Annotated in this window: 18 protein-coding genes; 16 read left to right on the top strand and 2 right to left on the bottom strand. The window is 63.0% G+C overall.

Features of this window, described 5'->3' with window-relative positions; genetic code table 11:
• The first annotated feature begins 32 nt into the window (after window positions 1–32).
• From proC to FFI94_RS22530, 5 genes are all read left to right on the top strand, one after another.
• Window positions 33–848 (top strand): pyrroline-5-carboxylate reductase, encoded by an 816-nt coding sequence (gene proC, locus FFI94_RS22550; protein WP_138869766.1) that lies wholly within the window; start codon window positions 33–35, stop codon window positions 846–848.
• A 126-nt stretch (window positions 849–974) separates the two neighbouring features.
• Window positions 975–1211: a helix-turn-helix domain-containing protein gene (locus FFI94_RS22545; protein ID WP_003941845.1), complete on the top strand. Its 237-nt coding sequence runs from the start codon at window positions 975–977 to the stop codon at window positions 1209–1211.
• Window positions 1212–1469: 258 nt separating this feature from the next.
• Entirely contained in the window at window positions 1470–1571 is a 102-nt protein-coding gene (locus FFI94_RS22540) for a 30S ribosomal protein bS22 (protein ID WP_003402602.1), read from the top strand.
• Window positions 1572–1867: 296 nt separating this feature from the next.
• Window positions 1868–2959: an NAD-dependent epimerase/dehydratase family protein gene (locus FFI94_RS22535; RefSeq protein WP_138873344.1), complete on the top strand. Its 1092-nt coding sequence runs from the start codon at window positions 1868–1870 to the stop codon at window positions 2957–2959.
• Complete coding sequence (locus FFI94_RS22530) at window positions 2956–3981, top strand: lysophospholipid acyltransferase family protein (RefSeq protein WP_138869765.1); 1026 nt, start codon at window positions 2956–2958, stop codon at window positions 3979–3981. Before FFI94_RS22535 ends, FFI94_RS22530 begins: the two co-directional genes overlap by 4 nt.
• Before the next feature lie 45 nt (window positions 3982–4026).
• Here the strand turns inward: FFI94_RS22530 and FFI94_RS22525 are convergent, their stop codons facing one another.
• Window positions 4027–5022, bottom strand: coding sequence for an HAD family phosphatase (locus FFI94_RS22525; RefSeq protein WP_138869764.1), 996 nt, complete (start codon window positions 5020–5022; stop codon window positions 4027–4029).
• A gap of 201 nt (window positions 5023–5223) precedes the next feature.
• On the opposite strand from FFI94_RS22525, the gene FFI94_RS22520 reads away from it, so the two are divergent.
• From FFI94_RS22520 to FFI94_RS22470, 11 genes are all read left to right on the top strand, one after another.
• On the top strand, window positions 5224–5484 hold the full coding sequence (locus tag FFI94_RS22520) for a glutaredoxin family protein (protein ID WP_033235492.1): 261 nt from the start codon (window positions 5224–5226) through the stop codon (window positions 5482–5484).
• A 141-nt stretch (window positions 5485–5625) separates the two neighbouring features.
• Entirely contained in the window at window positions 5626–6510 is an 885-nt protein-coding gene (locus FFI94_RS22515; protein WP_138869763.1) for a redox-sensing transcriptional repressor Rex, read from the top strand.
• Complete coding sequence (locus tag FFI94_RS22510; protein WP_138869762.1) at window positions 6507–7868, top strand: glutamyl-tRNA reductase; 1362 nt, start codon at window positions 6507–6509, stop codon at window positions 7866–7868. The genes FFI94_RS22515 and FFI94_RS22510 overlap by 4 nt, the downstream gene beginning before the upstream one ends.
• Entirely contained in the window at window positions 7865–8854 is a 990-nt protein-coding gene (hemC, locus tag FFI94_RS22505; protein ID WP_138869761.1) for a hydroxymethylbilane synthase, read from the top strand. Before FFI94_RS22510 ends, hemC begins: the two co-directional genes overlap by 4 nt.
• 60 nt (window positions 8855–8914) lie before the next feature.
• Window positions 8915–10477, top strand: a complete 1563-nt coding sequence (locus tag FFI94_RS22500; RefSeq protein ID WP_138869760.1) for a bifunctional uroporphyrinogen-III C-methyltransferase/uroporphyrinogen-III synthase — start codon at window positions 8915–8917, stop codon at window positions 10475–10477.
• A gap of 77 nt (window positions 10478–10554) precedes the next feature.
• Entirely contained in the window at window positions 10555–11529 is a 975-nt protein-coding gene (gene hemB, locus FFI94_RS22495) for a porphobilinogen synthase (protein ID WP_138869759.1), read from the top strand.
• 138 nt (window positions 11530–11667) lie between these two features.
• Window positions 11668–12318, top strand: coding sequence for a hypothetical protein (locus FFI94_RS22490; protein ID WP_138869758.1), 651 nt, complete (start codon window positions 11668–11670; stop codon window positions 12316–12318).
• Between the two features lie 228 nt (window positions 12319–12546).
• The gene (locus tag FFI94_RS22485; RefSeq protein ID WP_138869757.1) at window positions 12547–12984 is read left to right on the top strand and encodes a hypothetical protein; all 438 of its coding nucleotides are present in this window, start codon (window positions 12547–12549) and stop codon (window positions 12982–12984) included.
• On the top strand, window positions 12977–13498 hold the full coding sequence (locus tag FFI94_RS22480; RefSeq protein WP_138869756.1) for a hypothetical protein: 522 nt from the start codon (window positions 12977–12979) through the stop codon (window positions 13496–13498). Before FFI94_RS22485 ends, FFI94_RS22480 begins: the two co-directional genes overlap by 8 nt.
• Window positions 13491–13748 (top strand): hypothetical protein, encoded by a 258-nt coding sequence (locus tag FFI94_RS22475; protein WP_138869755.1) that lies wholly within the window; start codon window positions 13491–13493, stop codon window positions 13746–13748. Before FFI94_RS22480 ends, FFI94_RS22475 begins: the two co-directional genes overlap by 8 nt.
• Window positions 13749–13779: 31 nt before the next feature.
• Window positions 13780–14061, top strand: coding sequence for a metal-sensitive transcriptional regulator (locus FFI94_RS22470; RefSeq protein WP_033235483.1), 282 nt, complete (start codon window positions 13780–13782; stop codon window positions 14059–14061).
• A gap of 13 nt (window positions 14062–14074) precedes the next feature.
• Here the strand turns inward: FFI94_RS22470 and FFI94_RS22465 are convergent, their stop codons facing one another.
• Window positions 14075–14686, bottom strand: a complete 612-nt coding sequence (locus FFI94_RS22465) for a TetR/AcrR family transcriptional regulator (RefSeq protein ID WP_138869754.1) — start codon at window positions 14684–14686, stop codon at window positions 14075–14077.
• Between the last annotated feature and the right edge of the window lie 191 nt (window positions 14687–14877).

Here is a 14877-nt window from a genome sequence, read left to right as displayed (position 1 = left end):
CGGTTCGACGGTGTCGTGGCAGGCTTGACGGCATGACAAGAATTGCGATTATCGGTGGCGGCAAGATCGGCGAGGCGCTGATCTCCGGGCTGCTGCAAGCCGGCCATGCGATCAAGGATCTGGTTGTTGCCGAGCAGTATCAGCCGCGCGTGGCGGAACTGATCGCCGAGTACTCCATCCGCGTCACCACGATCGAGGACGCGGCCGAGGGTGCTGACGTCATCGTGATCGCCGTCAAGCCGAACGACGTCGAGGCAGCTTTGACCGCGCTGTCGAAGGTGGATCTCGACGGCGACCTCGAGCAGTTGATCGTCTCGCTCGCCGCCGGTATCCCGGTCGGGTTCTACGAAACGCGTCTGCCGGCGGGGTTCCCGGTGATTCGGGTCATGCCGAACACTCCGATGCTGGTCGGCGAAGGTGTGAGCGTCATGGCTCCTGGCCGACACGTCAAGCCTGAGCACCTGGAATTGGTCCGCGGAATTCTCGGCAGCGTCGGCAAGGTCGTCACGGTGCCCGAATCGCAGATCGACGCTGTCACGGCGGTTTCCGGTTCCGGTCCGGCGTACATGTTCCTGGTGGCCGAAGCGATGATCGATGCCGGCGTCAGTCTCGGTCTCACTCGCGCGGTGGCGTCGGAACTGGTTGTTCAGACCATGGTCGGATCGGCAGCGATGCTCGATCGCACCGGCGACAGTGCCGGGGATCTTCGGGCTGCCGTGACCTCACCCGGTGGGACGACGGCCGCCGCCGTTCGCGAACTGGAAGCAGGTGGCATCCGGACCGCGTTCTACAACGCTCTCGACGCTGCCAAGGCACGTTCCGTGGCCATGGGTGCAGCTGTCGAATAGACGCCCATTACGCCACACCCGTCGCTTTAACCCCACAAGTACAGCTAAGCTCGGGTTAGTACGTACGTGTCTGTTCCGCCGGAGGGGAAGCCGGCGGCGCGAGTCGTACTGGAGGTATGTGGATTTATGGTGTCTGCAAACAAGCCGTCCATGGGTTCGTCCCACGACGGAAAACCGGCTGTGGCCGGAACACAATTCCTCACAGTTGCCGAAGTGGCAACGCTGATGAGGGTGTCGAAGATGACTGTGTACCGCTTGGTGCACAGCGGCGAACTGCCCGCTGTTCGAGTGGGACGTTCGTTCCGTGTACATGCGAAAGCCGTGCACGATTATCTCGAAACCTCGTACTTCGACGCAGGCTGACCAGCCGATGCTGGCCAGCCGATTCGGAGAGGACGAGTTCGGCGTGAGCCCTGTCGCGGGCACAGCGGAAGCTGTGCCGGAGGCTCGGTTTATGTCGTGTGACTCCGCACCGGTACGATGATCAACTGTCGTACCAGCAAGCTGGTGTCGTAAGGCGCTGAGCTAGTTAAAACGAGGGCCAGGCGCCAGTTGCTTGGCGCAGGCGTACGTGACCGGCGTGCGCAGGAACGCTATAGAAGAACGTGAGGGACACCCGCTATGGGTTCAGTGATCAAGAAGCGTCGCAAGCGCATGTCCAAGAAGAAGCACCGCAAGTTGCTTCGTCGTACCCGAGTGCAGCGCAGGAAACTCGGTAAATAAGCAGTACTGTGCACTAAGCGTCGATGCCCGCCACTTCTTCGGAAGCGGCGGGCATCGCTGTCTGTTCGGGGTTATGGACACGCCGTCCCACTAGGTGGGAGATATGTCTTGAATGAGCGTGATGCGGGTAAACAGCGCGAGACCCCGACTGGCCGTATGGTGGGGGAAACTTGTCACAAAAGTGATTCGGGAACGCTCGTCCGTCCTGGATATGGGGGTACTTGGTGGTAGTTCGTGACACAGCAGCCGACGAAAAATCAGCAGGCGACACGAAATCGGACAATGTAGTTCCCCGCGTGGTTCTCGTGACCGGCACAAGCCGATTTCTGGGCGGTTACCTGGTGACCAGACTGGCGCAGAATCCGGCAATCGAGCGAGTGATCGCCGTTGATTCGGTGAGTCCCAGCAAAGACATGTTGCGCAGAATGGGCCGTGCCGAATTCGTGCGCGCCGACATCCGCAATCCTCTCATCGGCAAGGTCATCCGGAACGCCGAAGTTGATACCGTCGTACACGCGTCGACCTTGCAGAAGGCCCCCAAATCAGGTTCGCGCGCAGCGATGAAGGACATGAATGTCATCGGCGCCATGCAGTTGTTCGCTGTGTGTCAGAAGGCCCCCACCGTTCGTAAAGTCGTGCTCCGATCCGCGTCGGTGGTGTACGGGTGCAGTGCCAAGGATCCGGCTCAGTTCACCGAGGAGATGAGCGCGCGTCGGCGCCCGCCAGGAGGGTACGCCCGCGACACCCTCGAAATCGAGGGGTATCTCCGCGGCATGGGGCGTCGCCGGCCCGACATCGACGTCGCGATTCTGAGGCTTGCCCCGCTGATCGGACCCCAACTCACCGCGACGGTCGGGCACTACGTCAGCGCACCGGTGGTTCCGACCATCGCTGGACGCAACGCACGCCTGCAGTTACTGCACGCCGAGGACGCGCTTGCCGCGCTCGAATGCGCCACCATCACCCCGGTGTCGGGAACGTACAACATCGCCGCAGACGGGGTTGTGATGATGTCGCAGGCCATCAGGCGAGCCGGACGCATCGAAGTTCCGATGCCGTTGGCGCTGTTCCGTAGCGTCGGCAATGCCTTGGTCGGTTCGTCGATGCGGTTGTACACCGACGAACAACTCGAGTACTTCCGGTTCGGTTGCGGCCTGGACACCACACGCATGCGCAGTGAGATGGGCTTCGAGCCGAGGTGGACGACGATGCAAGCGCTCGACGACTTCGTCCGGGCCATGCAGACGCGGCGGATCATCGGGTCCGAGTGGATCGACCGTGCGGAGAAAACGCTGACCGCGATCGTCGGCGGCAACGGAGCCAGTGCGTCGCCGAGCGCCGACGTGATGTCGATGATGACCCCGGACCGAGGTGTGGTGGAGCGATGAGTGACGTGGCAAAGGTAATTCCGTTGCGGCCGCACCCGGCCCGAAGTGAAGCTCGCTCGGGTGAATCGGTAACCGGCGCCGAGCGTTTGGTGCGAGAGCAAAGCGAGCGCCGGCATCCTTCGAGTTCGACGTTGCCGCCCAAGACTCCCAATGACGGATCGTTTGTCGACACCGTCCGCTCGGGACTTGTCGATCAGATCGCGTCGACTGCGGAGTTCCTGCGTCGCCGGATGGCCGGTGACTACGAGGTCGACGAGTTCGGGTTCGACCCGCACTTCGCGGACCACATCGTCATGCCGATGCTCCGGCCACTGTTCGAGAAGTGGTTTCGTGTCGAGGTCAGCGGAATCGAGAACATTCCCCTTACCGGCGGCGCGCTCGTGGTTGCGAATCATGCCGGCGTGATTCCGATCGACGGGCTGATGACGTCCGTTGCCGTACACGATCACCATCCGGCGCACCGGCCACTGCGAATGCTGGCTGCGGACATGGCATTCGAGATGCCGCTGGTCGGTGGACTCGCACGCAAAGCCGGGCATACCCTGGCCTGCAACCCGGACGCCGAGCGGCTTCTGCGTGAGGGTGAAGTGGCCGCAGTCTTCCCCGAAGGGTTCAAGGGAATCGGAAAGCCGTTCAGTGAACGGTACAAGTTGCAGCGGTTCGGACGCGGCGGATTCGTGTCGGCCGCAATGCGTACCGGAGTTCCGATCATTCCGTGCTCGATAGTCGGCTCGGAAGAGATCTACCCGAAAATCGGCGACCTGACGACGCTGTCGCGGTTGTTGGGCCTTCCGTATTTCCCGGTCACTCCGTTGTTTCCGCATCTAGGACCGCTCGGGCTTGTCCCGCTACCGTCGAAATGGCACATCGAATTCGGGACGCCGATTGTCACGGACACGTACGACGCAGGCGCCGAAGAGGATCCGATGGTTCTCTTCGAAGTGACCGACCACGTGCGTGAGACCATCCAGCAGACGCTCTACCGGTTGCTGGCCAAGCGCCGCAATATTTTCCTCGGCTGAACGTACGAAGTCCGGATCGATTCGATCCGGACTTCGTACGTTCCGTCAGGCGCTCTGTTCTTTGCGACGCGCGAGAATGACCGCGAGTGCCCCGCTGATCGCCCCGAGTACCAGCGCTGTGGGAACGCCGATCTTGGCGGCTTTGCGGGCGGTGCGGAAATCACGCACTTCCCAGCCGCGGTTCTTCGCGAGTTCACGAAGATCGGCGTCGGGGTTGATCGCAACGGCGGTACCGACCAGGGAGAGCATCGGGACGTCGTTGTGCGAGTCGGAGTACGCGGAGCACCGCTTGAGGTTGAGTCCCTCACGAACCGCGAGGGTACGGACTGCATGCGCCTTGCCCATTCCATGCAGGATGTCACCGACAAGACGGCCGGTGAAGACGCCGTCCTCGCTTTCCGCGACGGTACCCAAGGCTCCAGTCAGACCTAGTTTCTCGGCAATGACCTGCGCGAGTTCGACGGGGGTGGCCGTCACCAACCAGACCTGCTGACCCGCGTCCAGGTGCATCTGAGCCAGCGCCCGGGTGCCCGGCCAGATCTTGTCCGCGATCACCTCGTCGTAGATTTCCTCGCCGAGGCGGGCGAGTTCGGCCGTGGACCGGCCCGCCACGAACGAGAGGGCCTTCTCACGGCCCTCGGCGACGTCGTCACTGCTCTCGCGTCCGGTGACCCGGAACTTGACCTGTTTCCAGGCGAAATCCACCAGGTCCGACGTCTTCAGGTACTTCCGGGCGGCCAACCCACGGGCGAAGTGAATGATGGACGCACCCTGGACCATGGTGTTGTCGACGTCGAAGAACGCCGCAGCAGTGAGGTCCCGCGGCACCGCCGGTACGGCGTCGTCGGCGGCCGGTTCTTCCGGATGGGCGGCCGCGGTGAGTGCAAGCGCCGCGTCCACGCTGGCCTCACCGGCAAGGTTGGCTCGAACTTCCGATTCGCTCGGTCCCAGCGGATTCTTGGCCCGGCGACGACCGGGGAGAATGACCCCGGCCAGCCCCGACCCGAATCCGGAACCGTTCGGTAGTGATCGCGCAGGCACCCGCACCTCCCGTGTTGCACCGTTGAGCAGAGAACTCTTGAAGTCAGCCTATCCTCCGCGGTGAGGCTCCAAGGTGTGGATGGCGATGAGTGTGAGTGTGTGTGACCTTCCTCTCGGGCGATTTGGTATCGGGGCGGGCGCAGAAGGCAGACTTGACCGACACGTAGACGAACATCGCGCCTGAGGAAAGGTCCTTACTCGATGACTGTGAACACCCATGAAGTGACCTTGTTGACCCGCGCAGGATGCGCCTCCTGTGTAGGCGCTGCGGAGGTGCTGGCGCGGGTCTGCAGTGAGTTCGAGCTTGAAGTGACGTGCATCGACGTGGACGAAGCCGCAGCGAGCGACCCCGAGCTGAGAGCTGAGTACGGCGATCGGCTACCGGTCATTCTTCTCGACGGGCGCGAGCACGGTTATTGGGAAGTCGACGAAGAGAGACTTCGAGCCGATTTACGCAAGTAAGGCAACGCTAAATATGGGGAAATCTGCCGCTCTGCAGGTTAAAGGCACATCGAACCCGTTCCAAGCAACTTTGTGCATGGGTTCACAAGCGGTTACCGTGGTGTGAACATTCCCCCCGGAGCATCGTGGAGGTCGACAGCTGTGTCGGTCGGACGAGGAGCCAACGACGTGACCGAACCGCACCAGACGCACGAGCCATTGGCTCAGCGCGTCACCGGCGCTGCGGGCCGTCCTGTCGCTACTACTGCTGCTGAGGTCGATTCCGCAACCACACAGGATCGCGTCATCCCCCAGGCTACGGTGACCCGGTTGGCGGCATACCTGCGGGTCCTCGGAGTCATGTCCGACCGCGGTACGTCCATCGTCTCCAGCGAAGAACTTGCACAGGCGTCAGGCGTCGGATCAGCGAAGTTGCGCAAGGATCTGTCGTTCCTCGGTCCCAACGGTGTTCGCGGAGTCGGATACGACGTCACCAAACTCCGCATCCGCATCGAGCGTGCGCTCGGACTCGACCGCGGACACAAGGTCGTTCTGGTCGGCGTCGGAAACCTCGGAAAAGCACTGGTCGGCTACGGCGGATTCAGTCGTCGTGGATTCGAGATGGTCGGACTCTTCGACAGCGACTCCGCCCGTGTCGGAACCCAGGTGGGCGATCTGACCGTGCGGGACATCGCCGAACTCGAATTCGCGTGCCGTGAGCTGAAGGCCACCATCGGCGTCATCTCCACACCGGACGAGGCCGCTCAGGAAGTGTGCGATCAGTTCGTTCGCGCCGGCCTCCTCTGCATCATGAGTTTCTCGCCGATCGCGCTCGACGTTCCGGATCACGTGGAACTGCGACGCGTGGACCTGGCCGTCGAAATGCAGGTTCTTTCGTTCAACAGTGCACGCAACGCAGATCAGGCGTCTGCTGCACCACGAGTGCGCGTCGCTCATGCGGCACCCGCTTCGTCCCGTCCCTCCACAAGTTCACCCGCTCCGGTCGGAGCAGGTTCGACAAGAAACGGATCAGTGATCGCGCCGTGAGTGTTTTGCTTGTCGGGGTTTCGCATAGAACTGCGCCCGTGCCGGTTCTCGAGCGAGTGGCGGTGACCGACACCGACCGTCCGAAGTTGATCGACAAGCTTCTGGCGTCGTCGCACATCACCGAGGCGATGATCGTCTCCACCTGCAATCGGGTAGAGGTCTACGCAGTCGTGGACGCATTCCACGGCGCTCTCACCGAGGTCGGCGAGATCCTCTCCGACCATTCCGGTCTGGACCTCACGGCCCTGCATGCCCACGCCTACGTGCGGTACAGCGAAGCTGCCGTCGAGCACCTCTTTGCCGTTGCAAGCGGCCTCGACTCGATGGTGATCGGCGAGCAGCAGATCCTCGGCCAGATTCGCACTGCTTACGCGTCGTCCGACGCGCAGCAGGCGGCCGGGCGAGTTGTGCACGAACTTGCCCAGCAGGCGCTGCGCGTCGGCAAGCGGGTGCACTCCGAAACTGGAATCGATTCTGCCGGAGCATCAGTGGTATCGGTGGCGCTCGACCGCGCCGCCGGAATCCTCGGTGACGGCGGACTGGTCGGACGCACCGCAGTTGTAGTCGGCGCCGGCGCGATGGGCGGACTGTCGGTTGCGCACCTGACCCGCGCGGGCATCGATCGCATCATTGTCGTCAACCGCACCCGCGAGCGCGCCGAGCACCTGGCGGACACCGCTCGCTCCAACGGAGTCGTCGCCGAAGCTGTTGATTTCGAGCAGCTTTCAGCGGTCATGGCGCAGGCGGACGTGCTGGTGACCTGCACCGGCGCGGTCGGGGCAGTAGTGACATTGGCCGATGCGCACCGCGCACTCGCCGAACCCGATCGCCTCCCGAACAAGCACCTGGTGATCTGCGACCTCGGTCTGCCCCGCGATATCGACCCGGCAGTAGCAGGCCTGCCCGACGTCACGGTCCTGGACATGGAAGCGCTGCAACGGGATCCGGCCGCCGGTGCCGCGGCATCCGACGCCGACGCCGCACGCGCCATCGTCGCCAGCGAGCTGGCAATGTACCTCGCTGGTCAGCGACTCGCAGAAGTCACTCCCACGGTCACAGCCCTGCGGCAGCGCGCCGCAGACGTCGTCGAATCCGAACTCATGCGCCTCGATTCGAGGTTGCCTGATCTCGGCGATCCGCAGCGTGACGAAGTCGCCCGCACAGTGCGACGCGTCGTCGACAAACTGCTCCACGCACCCACCGTGCGCGTCAAGCAACTGGCGTCGGCGCCGGGCGGAGACTCCTACGCGGCGGCATTGCGTGAACTATTCGAACTCAGCCCGGCATTGCCTGCGGCAGTGGCCGCACCCACCGACCGGGTGGACGGCGATCGCGCCGGAAGGGACAAGCAGGTATGAGCGCCACACCTTCACATTCTGAAACGTTGCACTCCGAGGGAACTCTGCGGATCGGTACTCGGGGAAGCCTTCTCGCCACCACGCAAGCCGGAACCGTGCGCGACGCACTCATTGCGGCCGGGCATCCGGCTGAACTGGTCATCATCAAGACCAAGGGTGATCAGTCCACCGATCCCGTGCAGAAGATCGGCGTCGGCGTGTTCACGGCGGAGCTCCGAGAAGCGTTGGCGGACAACCGCGTCGACGTTGCCGTGCATTCGTACAAGGATCTGCCCACTGCGCAGGACGAGCGTTTCGTGATCGCGGCGATCCCGCCTCGCGAAGATCCGCGTGATGCGCTGGTCGCCCGTGACGGCCTGGTGCTCGGTGAACTTCCGGCCGGGTCCAAGGTCGGTACCTCTGCGCCGCGCCGTGTTTCGCAGCTGTCGGCCCTCGGCCTCGGTCTCGACATCGTGCCGTTGCGCGGAAACCTGCAGCGCAGGCTGGGCAAGGTCGAATCCGGTGAACTCGATGCCGTGATCCTTGCTCGCGCCGGTCTGTCCCGCATCGGTCTCCTTGATCTCATCACCGAGAACATCGAGCCCGTTCAGATGTTGCCGGCGCCGGCGCAGGGTGCGCTGGCCGTCGAATGTCTCTCTGCCAATGAAGAATTGGTGGCGATACTCGCAGAGCTCGACCATGCGGATACTCGTGCGGCGGTCATCGCCGAACGTGCTCTGCTGGCCGAACTCGAAGCGGGATGTACTGCCCCGGTCGGGGCACTCGCCGAAGTTGTCGAATCAATCGACGACAACGGCAGAATTTTCGACGAACTGTCGATCCGCGGCTGCGCAGCCGCATTCGACGGTTCGGACGTCATCCGTACCGGCGCAGTCGGTGCGCCGGGCAACGCCGAGGAACTCGGCAGAGCGGTGGCCCGAGAGTTACTCGAACTCGGCGCCCGAGAGTTGATGAACGTGACCACAGGCGAGGCCGCCGATGTTTGACACAACCTATTGCACTTGCACCAAGTTCCCATTTCGATACAGCGCACTGGAGAATCACCGATGACCCGAGTCCGAAAGAACACTCCCGGACGGATCCTGTTCGTGGGATCGGGACCGGGCGACCCCGCCCTGCTCACCGTTCGCGCACGCGACGTCCTCACCGGCGCAGCCTTGGCATTCACCGATCCTGATGTGGACAAGGGCGTCGTCGCTCTCGTGGGCATCGACATGGGTCGCGACGAGGAAACCGGCGAACTGATCGCCGACGTGCGTCCCGCGCTCGGGGAACCGGCCGAGGTCGCCAAAACTCTTGTGCACGAAGCCAAGAACGGCCACGACGTCGTCCGTCTCGTATCCGGTGATCCGCTTACCACGGATTCCGTGATCGCCGAGGTCACCGCAGTCGCACGTACCCAGGTTCAGTTCGAGGTCCTGCCAGGACTGCCCTCCGGCTCAGCCGTTCCCAGCTACGCCGGTATGGCACTGGGCTCGGGACACACCGAAGCCGACGTGCGCGGCGAGGTCGACTGGGCCGCACTGGCCGCAGCACCGGGACCGCTCGTACTGCACGCAACGTCCGGACACCTCGCCGAGACCGCCAGCGCGCTGGTCGAGAACGGCATGGCTCCGCAGACCCCCGCAGCGATCACCGTGCGCGGCACCACCCGGCAGCAGCGCACCGTCGAAGCAACACTGGCGACGCTCAACGAGGCCGGTTCCGAACTGGTCGGCTCCCTGGTCATCACCGTCGGCAAGGTTGTGAGCCAGCGGAACAAGATGTCCTGGTGGGAATCACGCGCACTGTACGGCTGGACCGTCCTCGTGCCGCGTACCAAGGATCAGGCCGGCGAGATGAGTGACCGTCTGGTCACTCACGGCGCCATCCCGATCGAGGTCCCGACCATCGCCGTCGAACCGCCGCGCAGCCCCGCTCAGATGGAACGCTCCGTCAAGGGTCTCGTCGACGGTCGCTACCAGTGGGTCGTCTTCACTTCCACGAATGCTGTTCGCGCAGTGTGGGAGAAGTTCGAAGAGTTCGGCCTCGATGCCCGCGCCTTCTCCGGCGTGAAGATCGCCTGCATCGGCGAAGCCACGGCAGCCAAGGTCCGCTCGTTCGGTATCAACCCCGAACTGGTACCGAAGGGTGATCAGTCCAGCGAAGGGCTGCTGGCCGAATTCGCGCCGTACGACGACGTTTTCGACCCGGTCAACCGAGTTCTGTTGCCCCGCGCCGACATCGCGACCGAAACCCTCGCCGAGGGTCTGCGCGAACGTGGCTGGGAAATCGACGACGTCACCGCGTACCGCACGGTGCGCGCCGCACCGCCGGCCGCCGAGACCCGCGAGATGATCAAGACCGGCGGCTTCGACGCGGTGTGCTTCACGTCGTCCTCGACGGTGCGCAACCTCGTCGGCATCGCCGGCAAGCCGCACGCTCGCACTCTGGTGGCGTGCATCGGCCCGAAGACCGCCGAAACCGCTATCGAGTTCGGACTGCGCGTCGACGTGCAGCCTGAAACCTCACAGGTGGGACCGCTGGTCGAGGCACTGGCAGAGCATGCTGCTCGCCTGCGCGCCGAGGGTGCATTGCCTCCTCCGCGCAAGAAGTCCCGTAGGCGTTAACACGCTTGTGCGCCTTTATCAACCCCCCGCGGTTGATAAAGGCGCACAGCAAGGTCCGACGAAGGAGAACCCGTCTCGTGTTTCCCACCCATCGTCCGCGCCGACTCCGGCGAACCCCTGCGCTTCGGCGGCTGGTAGCGGAGACGACACTCGAACCGCGGCACCTCGTGCTGCCGATGTTCGTTGCAGACGGGATCGCCGCCCCGCGTGAGATCTCCTCCATGCCCGGCGTGTACCAGCACACTCTCGACTCGCTGCGCGCAGCGGCCACCGAGGCGGTGAGCGCAGGCGTCGGCGGTCTGATGCTGTTCGGTGTGCCCAAGCCCGAGGACAAGGACGCACAGGGATCGGGTGCCATCGACCCCGACGGAATTCTCAACGTCGGATTGCGGGCTCTCGCAGACGAACTCGGTGATTCGACAGTCATCATGGCCGACACGTGCCTCGACGAGTTCACCGATCACGGACACTGCGGCGTACTGACACCGGCCGGCACTGTCGACAACGACGCGACGTTGATCCGATACGTCGAGATGGCGTTGGCTCAAGCAGATTCGGGTGCACATCTCCTCGGACCGAGCGGAATGATGGACGGCCAGGTCGGGGCGATCCGCGGCGCACTCGACGCGGCGGGGTACACCGAGGTGGGCCAGTTGGCGTACGCGGCGAAGTACGCGTCGGCGTTCTACGGGCCGTTCCGTGAAGCTGTCGGATCCTCGCTGCAGGGCGACCGCCGTACTTACCAGCAGGACGGCGCGAACCGTCGTGAGTCGTTGCGCGAAGTCGATCTCGACGTTGCCGAGGGCGCGGACATGGTGATGGTGAAGCCCGCCATGTCGTATCTCGACATCCTGCGCGAGACTGCGGACCGTTCGCCGGTGCCGGTAGCTGCGTATCAGATCTCGGGGGAGTACTCGATGATCACGGCGGCGGCGCAGAACGGATGGATCGATCGTGACGCCGCAATTCTCGAATCACTGACCAGCATCAGGCGGGCCGGTGCCGACGTCGTTCTCACGTACTGGGCGTCCGAGGTCGCCGGTTGGCTGTGAACTCGAACCAAGCCTCCGGTTGGCTGTGAACTCGAACCAAGCCTCCGGTTGGCTGTGAACTCGAACCAAGCCTCCGGTTGGCTGTGAGCTCGAACCAAGCCTGATGATCATCAAGTCCCGGACAGATAGGCTGTCACTATGACCGAGCCGTGGCAGCCCCCTCGCCAGGAACCGCCGTACGACAACCAACCCTCGTACGACAACCAGCAGTATCAGAACCAGCAGTTCCAGAATCAGTTCCACCCGCTCGGACCGATGCCGACCAATCCGTCGTCGCATCCCTCGGGCAAGCAGAAGTCCGAACCGCCGACCGATGTGGTGACGGCGATTCAGCTGTGGTGGGCAGTGGCTGTGCTCGGTGTGGTGCAGGGCGGCGCAATGATCGCGATGATGCTCGGTCAGAAGTCGTCGTTCATCGACGAGATGATGAGCAATCCGGCCGCCGCCGACGCGGGTCTCACGCGCTCGGACATCGAGAGTGTCTTCCCGATGGCCGTGGTGGTGTCGGTGATCATGATCGTTATCTTCACCGCGCTCTTCTTGCTGGTGGTCCGATCGATGAGTCGCGGTAAGAACTGGGCGCGCATGCTGCTGACGTTCGGCGGGGTCTTCATGCTGGTCTCCGCGATTCCGGTGATTCTCGGTCTCGGCGGGGGCGGTGACGGCGCAACACTGCTGTTCGGTGGAGCGCAGATCCTGCAAGCCGTCGCGGCGGTTGGTGCCATTGTCATGATGCATCGCAAGGACTCGAATCCGTACTTCCTGAGGTTCCCCCCGTCGACTCGGTGAACATCATGCGGGTACTGTGAATCAGGTCACGACGGTAGTTGGGAGAGGCAAGCGCAGTGCATTCTCGAGACGCTTTGAACGCCGAGGGCACACATGACGCCTCACGACCGCGACGCAGTTCGCGAACCGAGTTGATCGTATTTCTGCTGTTGGGCATATCCGTGATCTCCACCGCGCTCCTGGTTGTCGTGCCAGGACTCGTGAGCGGCTAGCGCGGACTCGCTGCCCGTGACGATATCGAAGAAGATCCGTCCCCCCACTGCTGTCAACGCCGCCTTCTGGTTGTGGATAGCAAGTGCATTCCTGCTGATCCTGTTCGGCTTGATCAATATGTCCAGCGCGTCGTACGCGCTCCGCGAACAGTTCGCCGATCAGGGCGTACCGGCGGACAACATCGATACGTATGTCACGTTCGTTCGGGTATCCGGAGTGGCGCTGTTGCTGAGCGGATTGATCGTCGGCGGCTTGGCCGGCCCGACGCGCCTTGGCCGGAGTCTGTGTCGACGAATTCTCGTGATCTATTCGGGAGTTTTTGCGCTACTTCAGATAGCGCTGGTGATTGCCGGAATCAGTACGGCTCTGGCGTTGGTTGTTCCCGTGATGCTGATCAGCGCGGGGGTGTCGATCTATCGAAGCTCGACGCGCAGCTGGTTCGCCCATGGGTGACGAGGCTTCCGGGGTTCTGTTCTACGAGCCCGGTTCGCGGATGTCAGCTGTTGCGCTCGGTCCGGCGTTCTGCCTCGTCGCGCTGGTGATCGAACTGTTCACCGGGCCGGTGGTGCACTGGTTCGGATTGGCGATGTTCGCGGTAATTCTGACGGGATTGGTCTACGTGCAGGTCACTGCCGCGCGTCGGCATGTCAGCGTCGAGTTGACCAACACGATGTTGCGGCAGGGCACCGAGGAGGTTCCGGTCGACGAAATTGCCGAGGTGTTTCCCGAATCGGACGACGCCGCGTACGAAGACGAGATGGAGCCGTGGGAAACTGCCCGCGCACTTGGCGAACTGTCGGGAGTGCCGCGTCGTCGTCACAGCATCGGATTGCGACTGACAACGGGCGGTCTGGTCCGGGCCTGGGCGAAGGACGACGTCGCGCTGCGCGAAGCGTTGAATCAGGTGATGGCAGGCCGCGGCGAAGCGGAAAGTGCCCGAGATTCCGAGAGGGTGTCCGATGACTAGAAAAGTCGACTTCAAGACCGGAGTAGGCATTCTCGGTATGGTCGCGTCTCTGGCGCTGGCCGTCGTGTGCTGGAGATCAGGGCTGACGACGTCGACCTTCGATCCGATTATCGAGGGCGCGCCGTCGTTCGAGGGCACACACTACGACGGACTGTGGATTTCCGGCGCCGGTCTGGCTCTGTTGCTGGCCGGGCTCATGGCGATCGATGTGACACGTCGGCTCCGTATGGCTTACGTCGCATCCGAGTGAGCACTATACGGGTAGGGGGTATAGTGGCGTTATGAGTGGTTACAGCCCCGAGCAGGATGATCTGCTCAAACGTCTCCGCCGCATCGAAGGTCAGGTCGCGGGTATCTCGCGCATGGTTGCCGACGATCGGTACTGCATCGACGTACTGACGCAGGTGTCGGCCGCAACCAGTGCGTTGCAGTCCGTGTCCCTGAAGCTTCTCGACGCCCACCTTGCCGGGTGTGTTGTCGAAGCCGCCAAACAAGGCGGCCCGGAAGCCGATGCCAAGATCAAAGAAGCTCAGGCGGCTATCGCTCGCCTGGTTCGTTCCTGAACCGCTGTTCGACTCACTCCGTGATCGAGCGCGCAAGCGCGCGGGCGGAGAAGTTCACAAAATGCTCGGGTGTGATTTCTTTGGCGATGTTGACGACGATGGTGTCCGACAAGCCTTTGAGTCCCGAGAGCACAACATGGATCAGCGCGGGGTCGTCTACCAAGATGCGTCCCTCGCTTGCCGCTGATTCGGCAAGCGCCGCAAGCAATGCCGAGTTGAAGACCGCCACTGATGCGTGAAGTTCCCGCATGCTCTCCCGGTCGGATCCGGCCATTCCCTCGATGTCGCGCCACGTGGTCGTGAGCCTGCCGACCCGTGCCCAATGCCGCGCGAATTCGGGAATCATGGACTCGAGTAGCGGCGTCAGTCCTTGCTCGCGGGGGAGCGAGCTTACGAAGTCCGCCATTTCCAGTTGGCTCTCGCTGAGCAACGCGGCAAAGATGTCCTGCTTATCGACGAAGTACTGGTAGATCAGGCCGGTGCTGGTTCCCGAGCGTTTCGCCACCGCGCGGATCGTGAGGGCGGAGTAGCCGCCTTCGTCCAGGAGTGCGATCGCCGCGTCCAAGGTACGGCGTCGGCGCGCTTCGGCGTCGCCGTAGATCGAGTTAGTGCTGGTACTGCTCATTTGATCACCGTAGTCGGGTCGCGCTGCAACCTCAATTGCGAATGAACGTCGTTCGTTCTCGACCATAGGTTTTACAGTTTAGTGATATGAATCACAGAAAGAACATTGTTCGAAATAGAATGAACATCGTTCATTCTGGTGCTACGCTATGGCGCAGACCACATCGAGACCAGTGCATAGCGCTGGACACT

Origin of the sequence: Rhodococcus sp. KBS0724 (genome assembly GCF_005938745.2) — a bacterium.
In the GTDB taxonomy this organism is placed as follows: Bacteria; Actinomycetota; Actinomycetes; order Mycobacteriales; family Mycobacteriaceae; genus Rhodococcus_F.
Note: the sequence above shows the minus strand (reverse complement) of the source record. Positions and strands in the feature narration are given on the sequence as shown.

Excerpts from the sequence above, each read along its gene's own strand:
- proC (WP_138869766.1), top strand. The coding sequence starts at position 33 with ATGACAAGAATTGCGATTATCGGTGGCGGCAAGATCGGCGAGGCGCTG.
- FFI94_RS22545 (WP_003941845.1), top strand. The coding sequence starts at position 975 with ATGGTGTCTGCAAACAAGCCGTCCATGGGTTCGTCCCACGACGGAAAA.
- FFI94_RS22540 (WP_003402602.1), top strand. The coding sequence starts at position 1,470 with ATGGGTTCAGTGATCAAGAAGCGTCGCAAGCGCATGTCCAAGAAGAAG.
- FFI94_RS22530 (WP_138869765.1), top strand. The coding sequence starts at position 2,956 with ATGAGTGACGTGGCAAAGGTAATTCCGTTGCGGCCGCACCCGGCCCGA.
- FFI94_RS22520 (WP_033235492.1), top strand. The coding sequence starts at position 5,224 with ATGACTGTGAACACCCATGAAGTGACCTTGTTGACCCGCGCAGGATGC.
- hemC (WP_138869761.1), top strand. The coding sequence starts at position 7,865 with ATGAGCGCCACACCTTCACATTCTGAAACGTTGCACTCCGAGGGAACT.
- FFI94_RS22500 (WP_138869760.1), top strand. The coding sequence starts at position 8,915 with ATGACCCGAGTCCGAAAGAACACTCCCGGACGGATCCTGTTCGTGGGA.
- FFI94_RS22490 (WP_138869758.1), top strand. The coding sequence starts at position 11,668 with ATGACCGAGCCGTGGCAGCCCCCTCGCCAGGAACCGCCGTACGACAAC.
- FFI94_RS22480 (WP_138869756.1), top strand. The coding sequence starts at position 12,977 with ATGGGTGACGAGGCTTCCGGGGTTCTGTTCTACGAGCCCGGTTCGCGG.
- FFI94_RS22475 (WP_138869755.1), top strand. The coding sequence starts at position 13,491 with ATGACTAGAAAAGTCGACTTCAAGACCGGAGTAGGCATTCTCGGTATG.
- FFI94_RS22470 (WP_033235483.1), top strand. The coding sequence starts at position 13,780 with ATGAGTGGTTACAGCCCCGAGCAGGATGATCTGCTCAAACGTCTCCGC.
- FFI94_RS22465 (WP_138869754.1), bottom strand. The coding sequence starts at position 14,686 with ATGAGCAGTACCAGCACTAACTCGATCTACGGCGACGCCGAAGCGCGC.